The following is a 14,741-nucleotide window of genomic DNA, read 5'->3' as shown; positions in this document are numbered from 1 at the left end:
TTGAGCTCAGCGCTGCGTGAACGCGTGGAGAAAAATCGACTGCCGTTGGAACAGGGTCAACGGCAGCCGAGTGACCCTGCGAGGCATGGAGTAATACCATTCGCAGGTCTGGAGCTGATGCAGGCGAAGTTTGATCGGGCTTGGTCGGGATGATGTTAGCCAGGCCTCCCGGGCCGGAAGCCCGCTGCAAGCACAGCTGTTCGTTGGGTGATGGGTTCATGTCGACATCACCTCAGGGGCCGCGAAACGACTTCGATGGGCCGGGGGCGGGCTGCGTCCGTCGTGCGCTCGATCGAAAGCACCGTCTGCGGCGGAAGCTCTCCATCATGCAGGGCCTGAAGCTGCTCGACGACGTCTTTATCCGCAGCCGTGAGCCGATGGTTCAGGCGAAGAAAGTCGATCCAGGTTGGCGTGCGGAATGTCTCCGTCCAAACAGACGGCGTTTGCAGGTTTCGCTGGAGAGTCCAGTTTCGGGCGCCGGCGCGGCTTTGAACGTGTCGCCTCGCGCGCATGCAACCCAGAAACGCCTCGGTGTTTTCTTCGGATATGGAATACTCGATTTTGACACCGATCGGGCCACTCCTGGGCTTCAGAGGAAGTGCCAGTTCCGGCGGATGAAAATCCGAACTTTCCTGGTCCGCTTCTTCCCACGGACGCACCGGGAAAAGTATCCCCGCTGCTGCGACCAGCAACAATGCCCCTGCGGCGCCTTCTAAAGCTGTCGTCAGGGAGTAGTTCTGGGCGACGGTTCCCCAGACCCAGCTGCCGGCAGCCATGCCGCCAGCGCTCAAGGCGTAGTAGATCGAGAGCGTGCGACCGACAACCCATCTTGGGCTGGCCAACTGCACCGAGACGTCGATGCCCGTCCAGGTGATGAGCCAGCCCGCACCCCCGAGTGCCAGCGCAAAAGCCGCCACGGCGACCGACGATGTCAGGGCAAGGCAAAGGCAGCATGCTGCACAGGCAACAGAGGCGACCGCCACCAGCTTGTTTTGCGACATGATCCGTCGGAGGAAGCTGTTGCTCATGCCGGCGATAAACGCCCCCGCGCCGAAGCCGGCCAACAGAATGCCGTAGACGATTGGCCCGCTTGTGAGTTGGTCACGCACAATGAGAGGAAGCAGCGCGAGGATGGAGATGCTGGCCAACCCGAACAGGGTCGCACGGGCGACCGCAGACCTAATCTCGAAGGACATTGCCGTGAAGCGCAGCCCGTCGTGAATAGCCGTGGTCATTTTCTCACGCGGGAGAGGCGAAGTACGGACGTGCCATTTGGTGCGCCAAATGGCGCCAAGCGGCGTCAGATCGCACAGCGCGGCCAGGGCGAAAGCGGTGAGCGGTCCGAAGAAGGCCAGGATTACGCCCCCCAAAGCCGGACCAACGCTACGCACGATGTTGTATCCGACAGACGTCAGCGTCACCGCGGCCGGAATGTCGCGCTTGTGCAGGATATCGCCGATGGAAGCGTGCCAGGCTGGATCATTCAACGCGAAGCCGCAGCCGGCGACGAAACCCAGTCCGAGGATGAGCCAGGGACTGATAAATCCCAGGTAGACAGAAATCATCAGTGTCGTTGACGCCAGCGCTAACAGGCAGTGTCCGGCAAACATCACCCTTCGGCGGCTGAAATTGTCGGCGATGGCTCCGGCGAGAACCGACAGGAAGAACACCGGCAACGTGGACGCGGCCTGAACGAGTGCAACCATCAGATCGGACGCCGAAATGGTCGCCATCAGCCAACTGATGGCAACCGTTTGCACGAGCCACCCGAGACTGGATATTTGTGAGGCCGTCCAGATCGAACGAAATACCCCGTTCCGCAACGGAGCGAGGGTTGTCGAACTGGATAGGGGAAGGTCTTCGTGCTGCATGTCTCTCTGACTCTCAAGCCGCCCAGCCTCGTTGCTGCGACGCAGCAGGATATCCGACGCCCCACGACCAACGGCGGCGAAATGCGGTCATTTGGTGCAGGAAACTGGCATCAATCGCCAAATACTGGTGATTCCGGGCGTTACGTTATAACATATCGCATAATCTATCTTATGGAACATGGCTGCGGTTTTGTGGCTGTTGCTTTTTGCCGCTCTCCGGGCCATTCGGGTAATTGCGGTGTCAGCCTCGGTAATCCCATGGGTTTATGATCGTGAGGCCAATTTCTTCGAAATCAGCCACATTGCGTGTGGCAAGTGCCGCCCCGCGCGAAGCTGCAATTGCAGCAATCTGGGCGTCGAATTGGGTTATAGGTCTGCCCAATCGCCGACGCGACGTTGCGATCATCGAATAGGCACCGGCAGCGTCGCTGTCGAAGGCAAGGATGCGACCGGCAAGATCTTCTTCGAAAATCGGCAGGATCGCTGCCTCGAGATCGCGTCGCCGCCGCCCTTCAGGGAGCAACCGCACTCCATACAGGATTTCTGCCTGCGTGACTGTTGTGGTGAAGACCGACGCTGATGGCTGCTCCGCCAGCCAGCGCTCGACGTTGCTCGCGGGCCGAGGCATTAGAAGCTCAGAAATAACGTTTGTGTCTAGAACGATCATCGACCGAAATCAATTGGCTCGCGGATTAGCTCACGTGGAGCGGTTTCGAGTTCCACCCCGCCCAAGAGGGCTATCCGCGACCGGATCGCCAGCGCAAGATTGCGCGGCTGTTTCCCATCCACTGACAATGCCGCCCGCAGAATGTCGCGCGCCTCATCCTCCATAGACCGGCCATGGGAAGCTGCCCGAAGGCGAAGCCGCCTCTTGAGAGGATCGTCTATATTGCGAATCGTCATGCTTGCCATGGTCACTCTCCATTAGTCATTGATTGCAATTTAATCATTGGTGGCAAGCATTGCAAGGTACTTACTGCGCGGCAGATTCGGCAACAAAGGGTACAGCAAGGCCATGCAACACTCCGTATAAACGTCTGCGGGAACATGCTCCGACGGCCGATGAGATGGCGCGACAGGCTCTCTCCGAGGCTTATCGCTCCAGGGGCAGGAAGGGCCAGGCGCTGCAGGTCGGCATTGCCCGCGAGCGTGACTACGCTGCCGATCGAGGCCGCGTATTCGTCGAACCCGAACTTCGCCAGATCTTCGAGCTCATGGCTAGCGCCGCGTAAGACCGGCGATCGGGCGGCTGTCGCGGACGGCGTCCAGGAAACGCCGGGCGACCCTTTCAAGAAAGCGCGGGCTGAAAGACCCTACAGGGGTTAAGCTCTCAAAATCGTACAACTCGTCCGTCCTGACCTTGTTGTAATCATCCAAGATCAGGTGGCTCACTTTATCGGCCTCGGCTCCGAGGCCGATCCTGTGGCGCTCGGTCTCCGGGATGATCTCGTAGATTCTCTCTTCGCCAGATTGTCGCGGTTGCGGCCGCTGTCCGGAAATCCAGCCATTGATTTCCATCATCAGGCAAACGCGACGGATTTTCCGGCCGCTCTCTTCGCCTCGAGCCGCTTCATGTCCCCAGAGATAGTGGAAAGGATAAACCTCGCCCCGCTCATTCTTTTGACTGCTGCTCGACGTCGTCGATGATCTCCTGAAATCCGGTCATGAGATTCTCGATGTCCTCTTCAGGGGCGTCTGCCAGCGTGAAGGCTCGCCGCTCTTCTTGCCTTGTGCCCGTCAGGCGCTCATATTCCGACGTTGGCATCATCACGACTTTCGCCTTCCCTCGTTTCACCAGGGACACTGTCTCCGTCATGGCGGCATCAAGGACGTCGCCGGACCTCCGGCTTAAATCCGAAAACGAAAACTCTTTCAGCGAAACCTCCAAAATTTGTAAGTTCTGTATGATACAGAACTTCTGTAATTCGGCAAGGAGGTGCGCCGGCGCGTCTGGTTTGTGCGGACAATCCAAAACGCCGGGTTTGGCACCTATGTGCAAGAGACAGAAACTCCAGACACGACGGGTACCGCGCCATCGCAAAGCAGTTCACGCTTTTGCCGCTGCCCATGGGTTGACGCCCCGCGCCATTCCAGCGGAGGAAAGGAGCGGATTGGTTCAATCTCAAAGCGAGGAAAACCAGCAATTGCGCACATTTAGGCAACTCCTCGGGTGGCGCTACCGCAAGCATCTAGCGTTGAACCATCCGGATTCCAGAATGTAAGGCTAACTGCTTCCCTGCCCGCCGCTTATTATGTTACGTTTTGAGTAATCGCCATCGATTTGAATAGATCTAGATCGCGAGCGGACTCGCCTCATCCATACTGACGCTTCCGTTCTGGCGGCAACGTCGCTTGATAGTCGTCAGACCTTGCCTTGTTGCGGATAATTCGTTTCAGTTCGGCCTTGCCGGCGACTGATGCCCTGTTTCTTAGAGAAGCGAATTGAAGCCAGAAGGCAGCTCGGTCTTGCTGCGTTTCAATGCCAGCCAGGCGCTCCAACTGGCCCAGGGTTTTTGCCTTGCGCAAGGCAATTTCGACCGGATGATCAGGATCCTGTTCAAGTACCTCCCGCAGTTGCTGCTTACCGGTATTTGTTTTCGACATCCGGATCATCCTTTTTTTGCGGGCCGGTAGCTAACCTGGCCCAACTCAGTCTCAGCCCGGAGCGTCAAATAATCGAAAAACCCTTGACTTGGAATTGCCAGAACTCATATGCATTATGATGTTATAACATATCTTCCCAAGGATCTCTCAATGCCGCCCCTCGACTCGTCCGATCGCCGCCTGCCCGTCACCGTCCTGTCCGGCTTCCTCGGCGCGGGAAAGACCACCCTGCTCAACCATGTCCTCAACAACCGCGAGGGCCGCCGCGTCGCCGTCATCGTCAACGATATGAGCGAGGTCAATATCGACGCAGATCTCGTGCGCGAGGGCGGGGCCGATCTCTCGCGTACCGACGAAAAGCTCGTGGAAATGACCAACGGCTGCATCTGCTGCACGCTGCGTGATGACCTGTTGTTGGAGGTCCGGCGGCTCAGCGCAAGCGGTCGTTTCGACTATCTGCTGATCGAGGGCACCGGCATCGCTGAACCGCTCCCCGTCGCCAGCACCTTTTCCTTCCGCGACGATGAGGGCAACAGCCTCTCCGACATCGCGCGTCTCGACACGATGGTCACCGTCGTCGACGCCGCGAGCCTGCTCAAGGATTATGGCTCAAACGACTTCCTGCGCGATCGCGGCGAAGCAGCGGGCGATGGGGACGAGCGCACCATCGTCGACCTCCTGGTCGAGCAAATCGAGTTCGCCGACGTCGTCGTCATCAATAAGGTGTCCGAAGTTTCGCTTGAACAGCAGGCCCTCGTCCGCAAAGTCGTCATGGCGCTCAATGCCGATGCCCGCATCGTCGAGACCGACTTCGGCAGAGCGCCGCTTGGCGACGTCCTCGACACGGGTCTGTTCAACAAGGAGAAGGCCGAACGCCATCCGCTCTGGTTCAAGGAGCTTTACGGCTTCAAGGATCACGTGCCCGAGACCGAAGAATACGGCATCCAGAGCTTCGTCTATCGCGCCCGGCGTCCTTTCCATCCGCGAACCTTCAACGCTTTCGTCAACCAGACCTGGCCCGGTCTGATCCGTGCCAAAGGGCATTTCTGGCTCGCCACCCGCCCGAATTGGGTCGGAGAATTCTCGCTAGCAGGCGCCATTGCCCGCTCGATCCCGCTCGGCCGCTGGTGGGCCGCAGTTCCCAAAAACCGCTGGCCTGATCATCCGGAGTGGCAGAGGGTCCTCGACCGCAATTGGGACAAGGTCTGGGGCGATCGCCGGCAGGAACTGGTCTTTATTGGTATGGGCATGGACGAGGACGCAATCCGCGCGGCCCTCGATGCCTGCCTCATCGGCGAGCCCAATGCGAGGCGCTTTGAGCCGAGCGCGTGGCGCAACCTGCCTGATCCTTTCCCGGTATGGGGGACGGCCGATGCAGCCTGACCGCGCGATGCAGCCCGACAGCGATACGCGCTCGCCGACGTGACCGAAGCCGACGTCATGGATCTGGCGGGAAATCTCGAAGAAACACCGGCGGCGTCTGAATGGACCCTTCGATGGGTGGCGCTCAGTTGAAGACGTAGTCGACAGTCTGCGTTCACACCAAAAAGCTGCGCCGCTGGCGTTGCCGTGAGGTCAGTGCAGAACGCCACGACGAGTTTTAGCGAAAGCTTCTGAGCGCCGTACGAACAGAAATCAGCGTTATCCATCTGAGGCAAGGAACGTATTTTAAGGAGATCGGATACATCTTGGGATACTCCGACGTGAATGCATTTAGTCGCGCATTCAAATCCTGGACGGGGACGTCGCCATGCCTGGCTAAAGAAGAACTCAAGTAAGTTTGTGACAGAGCCTTTGGTTTTTCGTTAACTCGGAAAGCGATAGGCATTTGTGTTGCGCAGTTCAAACCCAAGCGACACATATAATCCATTGGCCGCTAGCCGGTCGCCTGAGGATGTTAGATCAAGGGAACGCGCTCCCGATCCGCGATATAATTCAATTGCTTTTTGACAAAGTCTCTTGCCTATACCTTGTCCTCGATATTGATCATGGACGGCCACATCTTCGATACGGGCACGTACACCTGTCGGAAGCCGATAAAATATTAGCGTGAGCATGCCCACAATTCTGCTTCCATCGTACGCTGCTAGCAGTTTTAGATCCTCATTACCTAATAACAATGACATTTTTTCCGACGACGGCAGTACGGCAGCGGAAGAAAGTTGCCGTATAAGGCAATGCAGATCAAGCAGTTCACTTTCGACCGTGCTGTGTAAGGGCCGAATTAAAATCGACATTGCATCTCCGTACCAGGCGTCTGAGGGCGTCCAGTGAAAACTGACCAACGATAAACCGCCCGACAGAATCAACGACAAAAAACGATACTTCGCGGAACGAAGTAATCAAGGAGCAAGTATGTACGATTTTTTTGTGAGCAATCAGGCTGTCGTCGCCTCATTGATAGCGGCGCTGACCGGCATCATAACTACGGCGGTAACAATAAGAAACAGCCGAAAGCTGCAGATAGTTGATCTGGATATCAAAGGGTACGCGGCAGCCACGGCAAAGGAAATGGCCCTGATTGCGGAGAGGCAAGCCGATCTGAGAGACGTTGAGCTAAAAAACGCTACCGCCTTCCGGCTAGCTGAAATGTTGTTCAAGCGGTATGAGGCCCTGCGCAATGACATTAGCGACCTTAGAACGATGCTCGACCTTTATAAAAATTCGCCCGGCGAACTAGCTGATGCTGTACGAGAGCGCATATTGTCTCCGTGCAATTCGATCTCGCTCCACGTTTCGCCGAAAGGATCATTTGATGAAGAGTTCAACACACAGATCGAGCATATCAAAGCGTTCCTGCATAGCGGGCACGAATACTGGCAGGCGCGTAGAGATTTTTTCGCTGCATTTGACCTGAACTGTTGGAAACTTGTCGATGCAGAATTCGCACGGGTGCAGGAGACAATAGCGAAAGGGCGGCTCGTCGAACGCCATCAGCCGGAACCTTCAAAGTTCAAAGTGACACAGTCACGCGCCTAAAAATGCTGAGCAGTTGAAGCTTCACGATATGGCTCAAATGATGCCCCATACCCGGGAGCACCCTCCCCCTCCTGCAAGCGTTTCCCGTCGTCACTACGGCCCCTACCGAGACATCCACAGAGCGGGCGCGATACCGCCACTTCGCACGATCATCTGTCAAAGTTAATGGCGAGCCAACATGCGCGAATCGGCATTCTACTGCGTGGTTTGGCATAATTATCATGAACACGCGTGGGGCTAGCGATCAAGAGATTACGCGCTGAAGTCCGGAACGACCGGTCAGTGACACCGGAATCCAGGTCGGCAAGATGATGACTGACTCAAGACCAGCGGAGCTGAACCGCCGTCCCATAATTTGGTACGACATCAAATTCATCGATCTCGTTGTAGCCTCCCGAAAATGTGCAACATCATCGTCCTGGCATCGCAAGTGGCGGTTCCGGAGAATTCACGGCTTGTTCAGCTGCTGATTTAACGTATATACCTGTTACGACTCGTTGCCGATTTGCCTGTTCGACCCGCAGTCACCAAACCGCCTGTCAGCCATGATGAAATCCAGCCTTGATCATCTCCCGGAACGCAAGCAGCGCGAACTGGCGCGCGTCCTTGAGATCCTGCACGAGGAGTTCGACGATGCCCTGAAGGGTGGCACCGCAGCCTTCAACAAACTGGGCCGGATCTTGAAGGTCATCCTCTTCGGCTCCTATGCCCGCGGCGATTGGGTGGATGAGCCGCACACAATGAAGGGTTACCGCTCGGATTATGACCTGTTGATCATCGTCAATGACCGCAGGCTCACCCACTTTGCCAGCTACTGGTACAAAGCCGCAGACCGGCTGCTACACGACAGAGGCGTCACCACCCAGGTCGGCTTTATCGTCCATTCGCGGCGTGAGGTGAATACGGCACTCAGAAAAGGCCAGTATTTCTTCTCCGACATCCGCCGTGAGGGCATCGCCCTTTATGAACTTGATGATGAGCCCCTAGCCGAGCCGAGGCCGCTGACGCCGGCCGATGAATACAAAGTGGCAAAGCAGCATTTCGGCATCACGTTTGCTGAAGCTCAGTTGATGCTGAAAATAGCTCAATGGCAATGCGAGCAATCCCAAGCTAACTCTGCTTGGCGAAATGGAGCGGCATTCAACTTACACCAAGCAATTGAACACGCATATTCAACAGCTCTGCTTACTCTGACCAACTACGGTCCGCCTTCCCACAACCTAAATTTTCTGCGGACCTTGACGGAAGGCCGCGATCGGCGTTTGTCGGAAGCTTGGCCACGCGACCAGCAGCGTTTCCGCGCCTGGTTCAATACAATCAACGAAGCTTATGTGAAGGCACGCTACTCGAAACACTTCGAGATCAGCGAATTCGAGATCAGCGAAGAGGCCCTGGTCTGGCTGGGTGAGCGAACTAAAATTCTGCATCGACTCGTCGAAACGATCTGCAAGGAACATCTGGAACAGCTGCAAAACGCAACGCTCCGGGATGTTTTTTCTGTCCATTGTATGAAACCGCATCAGACCCGCGACACCGCTTTGGACGCAGTATCCGCCCGAGTTCCCGAAGCCCACATAGGTCCGCCGTCTTCGCGGGGGAAACCGTAACCGTGGATCAGGACCAAATCGATGTCGAAAGGCTGGCGCACGATCCCTTCAGCGAGGATCGTCGATCCTTCCCTTGCCATTTTCGCAAGACGATGCCGGCGTCGCGTCGGCGGGCTTCCTTCGCAATGCCGAGACATCACTGCACCAAGGAGCGACTACTTGCCGAAGCCGCAACGTCGCGCCTGCGCGAACTTATACAGATCCCCCGCCTGTCCTACTATCCGCAAGGGGCGCGATCGCTACGGGCGCGTCCTCATCAGTGTCCGCACCGATAACGGCGACGACATTGCGGCCACTGATGGTCGAAAGCGGCTACGGTCGTCCTTAATGCCGGTGGCTATCATGACCCGCATGAATGGTGCCAATGAAGGCGTCATTTCAGGGTCCCCAAGGCCCATTTTGAATAAACAGTTGTGAAGGAAGGAGACGAATGTATGAGGGTGAGAGCATTCTATGGTGTCGTACTGGCTTTGTTGACTGGTCCCGCGTTCGCGCAAAACGTGACATTCGACATTTTCGGAATCCAGATCGGGGACACGCCAGCGGTTGTAACAGACGCTCTAACCGCCAAGGGATTTGCCAAATATAGGGAGCAGCGCGGCCCGAGCTTTGATGAGCAAGTTGCTATCAGGCGTGAAAAGATCGATGCCTTTACGGCGAAAGGGGCGCTCAAAGAAATCATCTACACGAGAGACGCCGACAAAATCAGCATTATGTTCACGGCATGGCCTGACGGGGAAAAGGTGACGCAGGTGTTCTACCGCCCGAACATCACTCCAGAAGACTGCCCGTCTTTCAAGGATGCCGCCGAACAAAAGTACGGAAAAGCCATCAAGTACGCCGGGGCGTGGATCGACCGACCCGTGGAAAAGAAGAAAGGTTTTGGCGAGCGCAAATCGGATGAAACGATATCGGTTATGGTCAAATGCAGCTTGGGCGACAGGCTCATTGACATGGGCCTCTTCGGCGCTCCGACGATGCTAAACCGCATGCTCGATAAAGCCGATGGTGAAGCCATCCACGATTTTTAGGAAGTCAGTGCGGGCAAGGGAGATGCCCCAGTGCTCGGCCCCGCAAAGGGCTGGTCCTCGCCATTCTCGCCTCGGCGCTAGCGCGCCTGCGGCTGGGCGTGGCTCCCGTCCCGGCGAATAAACTTCCCGATTTGAGCCGTTGCGGATAAACGGCTCGATCAAGCGCCCTTGGTTCGTCATCTTACAGTTACAGAAGTCGGGCATTGAGGGGTCGGTTCCGGCTGGGGGGCGGAATCGTACGCTAGCGCGCCCTCCTACGGTTTTGGCCATCCATATTCGCCTGTGAGCAGGGTGCGCCTATGAGGTAGGAGTGTCTGTACGAAGCTCCACGGTTCGCTATCCGATCGTCAAGCGGCTGACAGAAATCCTGAAGATCGAACTGGCCCATGGGTCTAAGCTCTAGATTACAGACCGTCAGCGGCTCATGGGAACAGTTTAGGTAATCTTTTCCTGCGTGGAATCCGCGGTTGCCAGATGTCACCGCTCATGTCGCCCGAGTCCCACATGGCTATGAGACTTTGGCCAGGTGTGTTGTGGGGGAAGAACAACCGCAGTCCGTACATGGTTGGCGGTCAGGAAGCGGCCAGCGCATGGCCAATCGTAATTCGCCGGCGCGGTCGGCTCATGTGCTTTTTCACCAAGATGGTTCCGCGGCTGCGGCTTGTTCCGGTATCTGGCTTGCCGCGGCACCGACGCCTAGAAGTCCGAGAACCTTGTCCCGCAGACGGATGAACTCGGGGCTGGACCGGTCTTGACGCGCTTGCTCGGGAACAGAAAGGATGGTGGCGATGCGGCGGGATGAGAGGCTGCATGACGACGATCCGGTGTCCGAGATGAACCGCCTCGTCGACGTCATGCGTCACTAGCAGCGCCGTTGTCCCCTCATGTTGAACGAACCGTTTGAGTTCGTCCTGGAGCCTGAGGCGCGTTAGCGCATCCAATGCACCGAGCGGCTCATCAAGCAGCAGGAACCGCGGCCGGTTGACAAGCGCCCTGGGCAATGGCAACACGCTGCGCCATCCCAGCCGAGAGCTGCGCGGGATAGGCTTTAGAGAACTGTGTGAGACTGACAAGTTCGAGATGCTCGCGCACCGTCTCCTTCTTCGCGGTCCGCGATAAAGGGCTGCGTCGAAGCGCGGCCACAACATTCCCTTTGACTGTGAGCCAGGGCAAAAGCCTATGATCCTGAACGACGATTGAGGGATCGAGAGCTGGCCGGCGGACGTGCGCGCCGTCGACCAGAATATCCCCACTGTAGTCGAAGTCGAGGCCTAGAATAAGCCGCAACAAAGTGGACTTCCCGCAGCCTGATGCGCCCACGATGGTGACGAACTCTCCGGTCTTGATGGGAAGGTCGACACTGGCAAGCGTGGCCGACGATGCAAAGAAGTAGCCAAGCCGTCGCATGACGGGGTAGCGGACGTCGTACAACCTCATAAAGGGCTCGAGCCTGCCTTTGCTCTCAACGAATACGTTCTCCGGATTGTTTGTCGAACAACAACACTCTGCCGGTATCGAATTCCAGCTTCACCCCTGTTCCTGCCGATATAGGAGGGCCACCTTGCACGACGACGTTCACATCGTGGGACCCCACCCTTACTACGACTTCCTGGTTTTCACCCGTCGGTTCGACTAGCGTCACCGTCCCGTCGATGCCGTCACGTGCGAGACGGATATGCTGCGGTCGGATCCCATAGGTGATTTTTCTGTATTCGGGCAATGCGACCGGAAGTGGAAGGGAAATTCCGTCCTGCATGACGGCGCGATCCCCCTTTACCTCAGCCTGAAGCAGATTTATTTCCGGGGAACCAATAAATCCGGCAACGAAGACATTATTCGGGTCGTTATACAACTCCAGCGGAGGGCCGAATTGTTCGATCTTGCCCCCATTGAGAACAACGATTTTGTCCGCCATGGTCATCGCTTCGGTCTGGTCATGGGTGACATAGACGGTCGTCTTGCCAAGCCGCTGATGGAGCTTTTTGATCTCGCTTCGCATCTTCACGCGCAGCTTGGCGTCAAGGTTCGACAACGGCTCATCGAACAAAAATGCCCTCGGGTCACGAACGATAGCTCGGCCCATGGCAACGCGCTGACGTTGTCCGCCGGAGAGCTCACGAGGATAGCGATCCAAGAGCTTCTCCAAGCCAAGTATCTGCGCCGCGTTCTGAATCCGCGCGCGGATTTCTTGCTTCGATGCACCCGCAAGCTTCAAGGAGAAGCTCATGTTGTTAGCAACCTTCATGTGCGGATAAAGAGCATAGCTTTGGAACACCATCGCGATGTCCCGCTCCTTGGCCCGCATGTCATTGACGACCTTGCCGCCGATCGTGATCTCACCGGCACTGATGTCTTCCAGCCCAGCGATCATCCGCAAGAGCGTCGATTTTCCGCAGCCGGACGGCCCCACGAGAACGACGAACTCCCCATCGCCCATTTCCAGCGAGATGTTCGAAAGCACCGGCACGTTGCCATAGCTTTTCCCGACATTTCTCAGTTCAATTTCGGACATGGTTTCCCCCATTTCCTTTCGCGGCCACGCGCTCAAGCTTCGACGATTTCAAACCGACCGATCGACATGCGCCCGGCAGACGCGAGACGCAGACCTGCCATCCCGTAACACAGGGTCCGATCGTCAGCCTGGAGCACAAACCTGCCGTCGATGGATAAGATCAGGCGATCACTGGTGACGGAAAAACTGACCGCGTAATCTCGACCCTGTTCCGGCATGAATGGCGTGCGTGCCAAGATCGTCGTACCGTGGTTTTCGACGAGAATAACGGCCTCTCCATCCTGGAAGCCGGCGGCATAAAAGCGACTTGTCCCCTGTGCCCTGGCGACGACAAGGTGCGACGATCCCGAGAGCGGCTGAAGATCGGCGCTGACACTGATGTCGCGCAGATAGGCATTCCCGGTCCAGGCGTCGGCATCGCTCGCCGTGTGCGCATGGATGCGGCCTTGCTCGAGGCTCCAATGGCCGCGGTTCCGGGTGAAGCGAGTGATGCCGCCCCATTCAAGTGCCTCTTTGGCGGGATCGACAATCGTGCGGCCTTTGCCTGACACCGAGAACTCGCCGAAAAACAGGCGGCCCGAGAATTTCAGGCGACCGAAATACTCAACGAGGATGCCGATTTCGTCGACTGCTTCGCCATCGCCGTCAGGGATCGTGAATTCATAATCCTGCCAGCCATCACTTGACGGCACGTGCCATGCCCCGGTCTCCTGGATCGTGCCGGACATGGCGCGACGGACATAAGGGGCGACGCGCAGATTGCCGTCACCCTCCCAAGGATCGAGCCACAGCTTGAAACGCACGGCCTGACCGTCATCGACCAGTGGCGTAAACATTGGGCGGTAACGCTCGTCGTCAAAATCCGAGCGCCGATAAAACGGTTTCCAGAAGACCCGGCCGCCCTGTCCACGGTCTAGCCGGTCGAGCTGAATCTCAAGCGCGCCGCGGGCGGCACCGACCTGTTTGTCCACGGACCCCTTGAGAGTTATCTTGTTCAACGGCTCGGTCCGAAACGCGTGGGTCGCGCCCGGGGCATCGAAATCGAAACGGACGCCGCGCCGCTCGAAATCCTGAACCCATAAGTTCGGCGCCTCTCTGCCCTGCAGCCGCAAAGCAAGAACGGTAAGCTCGCGTGCAAAGGATGGGACATCGACGACATTGACCGTACCTGTCACACCGGAGGCGATGACGACATCGTTGATCGGCTTGCGATATTTGTCCCAGCCGGGCTGAACCTGCTGAAATGTACCGACAACCGCACCCGCGTTACCGGCATTGCAGTCGGTGTCCCACCCGGCCATCGTGGCAATTTCGACCGTGCGGGGCAGGTCGCCCTGACCGTAGATCAGCGCCATGACAAGGACGCCGGCATTGGGAATGATATGGCAGACGCCAGGATAACGGTCGTAACCCCACTTCGCCGTCAGCATATCTCGGCAGGCCCGCCAGTCGGTCGGGTTTGCCGCGTGGAAAGCGATCACGGCGTGCGAGACCCGGGCATAAGTCGAATCCGGTGAGATGGTCGAAAGGCCGGATTCGATAGTCTCCTCGATGCTTCTCGCAACGAAAGCCTTGGCGATGGCGGCGGCGCAGAAACGTGCGCCGTTCAAACCCTCGCCATCATGCGCGACGCTTGCCGCGCGCGCAGACGCTTCGGCCGCCTTCTCGGGGTCGCCCGCATGCACCCAGCCCCAGCTGTCGATGAAAATCTGACCGCCAATCTGTTCGGCGACGGTGGTGCCGTTTTGAGAAATCGAGCCGGATTGCGGCGCCGGGATGCCGGCCCGCAGGTTCTGATAGGCGGTATGCTCAGTCGAAATGCCAAAGCCGCCCCACCAGTACATTCCGTGCTCTTCGGCGGCGTAATTCAGCCAGGTCTTGCCGACGTCTTCCGCCTTGGCGCCAAGACCGTAGTCGCGTAGCGCCCGGATGAAATAGACCGGTCCGTTGGTGTCGTCGTCGGCGGCAAAATTCCTGAAATCCCGCAGAAACTCCGTGATTTCGCCATAAGTGTCGCGAATGCGCTCATAGGTCCAGATGGTCGGCTCGACCGGCGCGCCCAGGCGCACGCCAATCGCTTTGCCGATGAAGCCGGAATAGATGCGGTCGAAAATGTCAGTTGTGGAGAGCATGGGAT

At 57.5% G+C, this 14,741-nt stretch carries 15 protein-coding genes and 1 pseudogene; 5 read left to right on the top strand and 11 right to left on the bottom strand.

The window, feature by feature from the left end:
• Positions 1–227 precede the first annotated feature (227 nt).
• From N8E88_RS02610 to N8E88_RS02600, 3 genes are all read right to left on the bottom strand, one after another.
• A complete protein-coding gene (locus tag N8E88_RS02610) occupies positions 228–1,871 on the bottom strand; it encodes an MFS transporter (RefSeq protein ID WP_262290974.1) in 1,644 nt (547 codons plus the stop codon).
• A gap of 241 nt (positions 1,872–2,112) precedes the next feature.
• Positions 2,113–2,538: a type II toxin-antitoxin system VapC family toxin gene (locus N8E88_RS02605; protein ID WP_262290973.1), complete on the bottom strand. Its 426-nt coding sequence runs from the start codon at positions 2,536–2,538 to the stop codon at positions 2,113–2,115.
• On the bottom strand, positions 2,535–2,783 hold the full coding sequence (locus tag N8E88_RS02600) for a FitA-like ribbon-helix-helix domain-containing protein (protein WP_262290972.1): 249 nt from the start codon (positions 2,781–2,783) through the stop codon (positions 2,535–2,537). Before N8E88_RS02600 ends, N8E88_RS02605 begins: the two co-directional genes overlap by 4 nt.
• A 155-nt stretch (positions 2,784–2,938) precedes the next feature.
• On the opposite strand from N8E88_RS02600, the gene N8E88_RS02595 reads away from it, so the two are divergent.
• On the top strand, positions 2,939–3,103 hold the full coding sequence (locus N8E88_RS02595; RefSeq protein ID WP_262290971.1) for a hypothetical protein: 165 nt from the start codon (positions 2,939–2,941) through the stop codon (positions 3,101–3,103).
• Here the strand turns inward: N8E88_RS02595 and N8E88_RS02590 are convergent.
• From N8E88_RS02590 to N8E88_RS02580, 3 genes are all read right to left on the bottom strand, one after another.
• Positions 3,090–3,392, bottom strand: a complete 303-nt coding sequence (locus N8E88_RS02590) for a hypothetical protein (protein ID WP_262290970.1) — start codon at positions 3,390–3,392, stop codon at positions 3,090–3,092. The two genes, N8E88_RS02595 and N8E88_RS02590, sit on opposite strands and share 14 nt — an antisense overlap.
• A 91-nt stretch (positions 3,393–3,483) precedes the next feature.
• Complete coding sequence (locus tag N8E88_RS02585) at positions 3,484–3,870, bottom strand: type II toxin-antitoxin system prevent-host-death family antitoxin (RefSeq protein ID WP_262290969.1); 387 nt, start codon at positions 3,868–3,870, stop codon at positions 3,484–3,486.
• A 314-nt stretch (positions 3,871–4,184) separates the two neighbouring features.
• Positions 4,185–4,475 carry a hypothetical protein gene (locus N8E88_RS02580; RefSeq protein WP_262290968.1) on the bottom strand — a complete coding sequence of 97 codons (291 nt, stop codon included), beginning with the start codon at positions 4,473–4,475 and terminating at the stop codon, positions 4,185–4,187.
• A gap of 150 nt (positions 4,476–4,625) precedes the next feature.
• On the opposite strand from N8E88_RS02580, the gene zigA reads away from it, so the two are divergent.
• Positions 4,626–5,858, top strand: a complete 1,233-nt coding sequence (zigA, locus tag N8E88_RS02575; RefSeq protein ID WP_262290967.1) for a zinc metallochaperone GTPase ZigA — start codon at positions 4,626–4,628, stop codon at positions 5,856–5,858.
• A 422-nt stretch (positions 5,859–6,280) separates the two neighbouring features.
• Here zigA and N8E88_RS02570 read toward each other — a convergent pair whose 3' ends face one another.
• Positions 6,281–6,712 (bottom strand): GNAT family N-acetyltransferase, encoded by a 432-nt coding sequence (locus N8E88_RS02570; RefSeq protein ID WP_262290966.1) that lies wholly within the window; start codon positions 6,710–6,712, stop codon positions 6,281–6,283.
• A gap of 160 nt (positions 6,713–6,872) precedes the next feature.
• Here N8E88_RS02570 and N8E88_RS02565 point away from each other — a divergent pair, with 160 nt between their 5' ends.
• Entirely contained in the window at positions 6,873–7,454 is a 582-nt protein-coding gene (locus tag N8E88_RS02565; protein WP_262290965.1) for a hypothetical protein, read from the top strand.
• Between the two features lie 539 nt (positions 7,455–7,993).
• On the opposite strand, the gene N8E88_RS31650 is transcribed toward N8E88_RS02565, so the two are convergent.
• Entirely contained in the window at positions 7,994–8,191 is a 198-nt protein-coding gene (locus tag N8E88_RS31650; RefSeq protein WP_410010522.1) for a hypothetical protein, read from the bottom strand.
• 3 nt (positions 8,192–8,194) lie between these two features.
• Here N8E88_RS31650 and N8E88_RS02560 point away from each other — a divergent pair, with 3 nt between their 5' ends.
• Complete coding sequence (locus N8E88_RS02560; RefSeq protein WP_410010521.1) at positions 8,195–9,061, top strand: nucleotidyltransferase; 867 nt, start codon at positions 8,195–8,197, stop codon at positions 9,059–9,061.
• 413 nt (positions 9,062–9,474) lie between these two features.
• A complete protein-coding gene (locus tag N8E88_RS02555) occupies positions 9,475–10,092 on the top strand; it encodes a hypothetical protein (protein WP_262290964.1) in 618 nt (205 codons plus the stop codon).
• Positions 10,093–10,726: 634 nt separating this feature from the next.
• Here N8E88_RS02555 and N8E88_RS02550 read toward each other — a convergent pair.
• The 3 genes and pseudogenes from N8E88_RS02550 to N8E88_RS02540 all read right to left on the bottom strand — a co-directional run bounded on the left by N8E88_RS02550 (position 10,727) and on the right by N8E88_RS02540 (position 14,736).
• Positions 10,727–11,499 (bottom strand): annotated as a pseudogene (locus N8E88_RS02550) (ABC transporter ATP-binding protein).
• 55 nt (positions 11,500–11,554) lie between these two features.
• Positions 11,555–12,604, bottom strand: a complete 1,050-nt coding sequence (locus tag N8E88_RS02545) for an ABC transporter ATP-binding protein (RefSeq protein ID WP_262290963.1) — start codon at positions 12,602–12,604, stop codon at positions 11,555–11,557.
• 32 nt (positions 12,605–12,636) lie between these two features.
• Positions 12,637–14,736 (bottom strand): ADP-ribosylglycohydrolase family protein, encoded by a 2,100-nt coding sequence (locus tag N8E88_RS02540; RefSeq protein WP_262290962.1) that lies wholly within the window; start codon positions 14,734–14,736, stop codon positions 12,637–12,639.
• Between the last annotated feature and the right edge of the window lie 5 nt (positions 14,737–14,741).

This window comes from Phyllobacterium zundukense (assembly GCF_025452195.1).
GTDB classification, from domain to species: Bacteria; Pseudomonadota; Alphaproteobacteria; order Rhizobiales; family Rhizobiaceae; genus Phyllobacterium; species Phyllobacterium zundukense_A.
Note: the sequence above shows the minus strand (reverse complement) of the source record. Positions and strands in the feature narration are given on the sequence as shown.

What these genes read in the sequence shown, in the direction of transcription:
- N8E88_RS02610 (WP_262290974.1), bottom strand. Translation starts at nt 1,871, where the DNA reads ATGCAGCACGAAGACCTTCCCCTATCCAGTTCGACAACCCTCGCTCCG.
- N8E88_RS02605 (WP_262290973.1), bottom strand. Translation starts at nt 2,538, where the DNA reads ATGATCGTTCTAGACACAAACGTTATTTCTGAGCTTCTAATGCCTCGG.
- N8E88_RS02600 (WP_262290972.1), bottom strand. Translation starts at nt 2,783, where the DNA reads ATGGCAAGCATGACGATTCGCAATATAGACGATCCTCTCAAGAGGCGG.
- N8E88_RS02595 (WP_262290971.1), top strand. Translation starts at nt 2,939, where the DNA reads ATGGCGCGACAGGCTCTCTCCGAGGCTTATCGCTCCAGGGGCAGGAAG.
- N8E88_RS02590 (WP_262290970.1), bottom strand. Translation starts at nt 3,392, where the DNA reads ATGATGGAAATCAATGGCTGGATTTCCGGACAGCGGCCGCAACCGCGA.
- N8E88_RS02580 (WP_262290968.1), bottom strand. Translation starts at nt 4,475, where the DNA reads ATGTCGAAAACAAATACCGGTAAGCAGCAACTGCGGGAGGTACTTGAA.
- zigA (WP_262290967.1), top strand. Translation starts at nt 4,626, where the DNA reads ATGCCGCCCCTCGACTCGTCCGATCGCCGCCTGCCCGTCACCGTCCTG.
- N8E88_RS02570 (WP_262290966.1), bottom strand. Translation starts at nt 6,712, where the DNA reads ATGTCGATTTTAATTCGGCCCTTACACAGCACGGTCGAAAGTGAACTG.
- N8E88_RS02560 (WP_410010521.1), top strand. Translation starts at nt 8,195, where the DNA reads ATGAAGGGTTACCGCTCGGATTATGACCTGTTGATCATCGTCAATGAC.
- N8E88_RS02545 (WP_262290963.1), bottom strand. Translation starts at nt 12,604, where the DNA reads ATGTCCGAAATTGAACTGAGAAATGTCGGGAAAAGCTATGGCAACGTG.
- N8E88_RS02540 (WP_262290962.1), bottom strand. Translation starts at nt 14,736, where the DNA reads ATGCTCTCCACAACTGACATTTTCGACCGCATCTATTCCGGCTTCATC.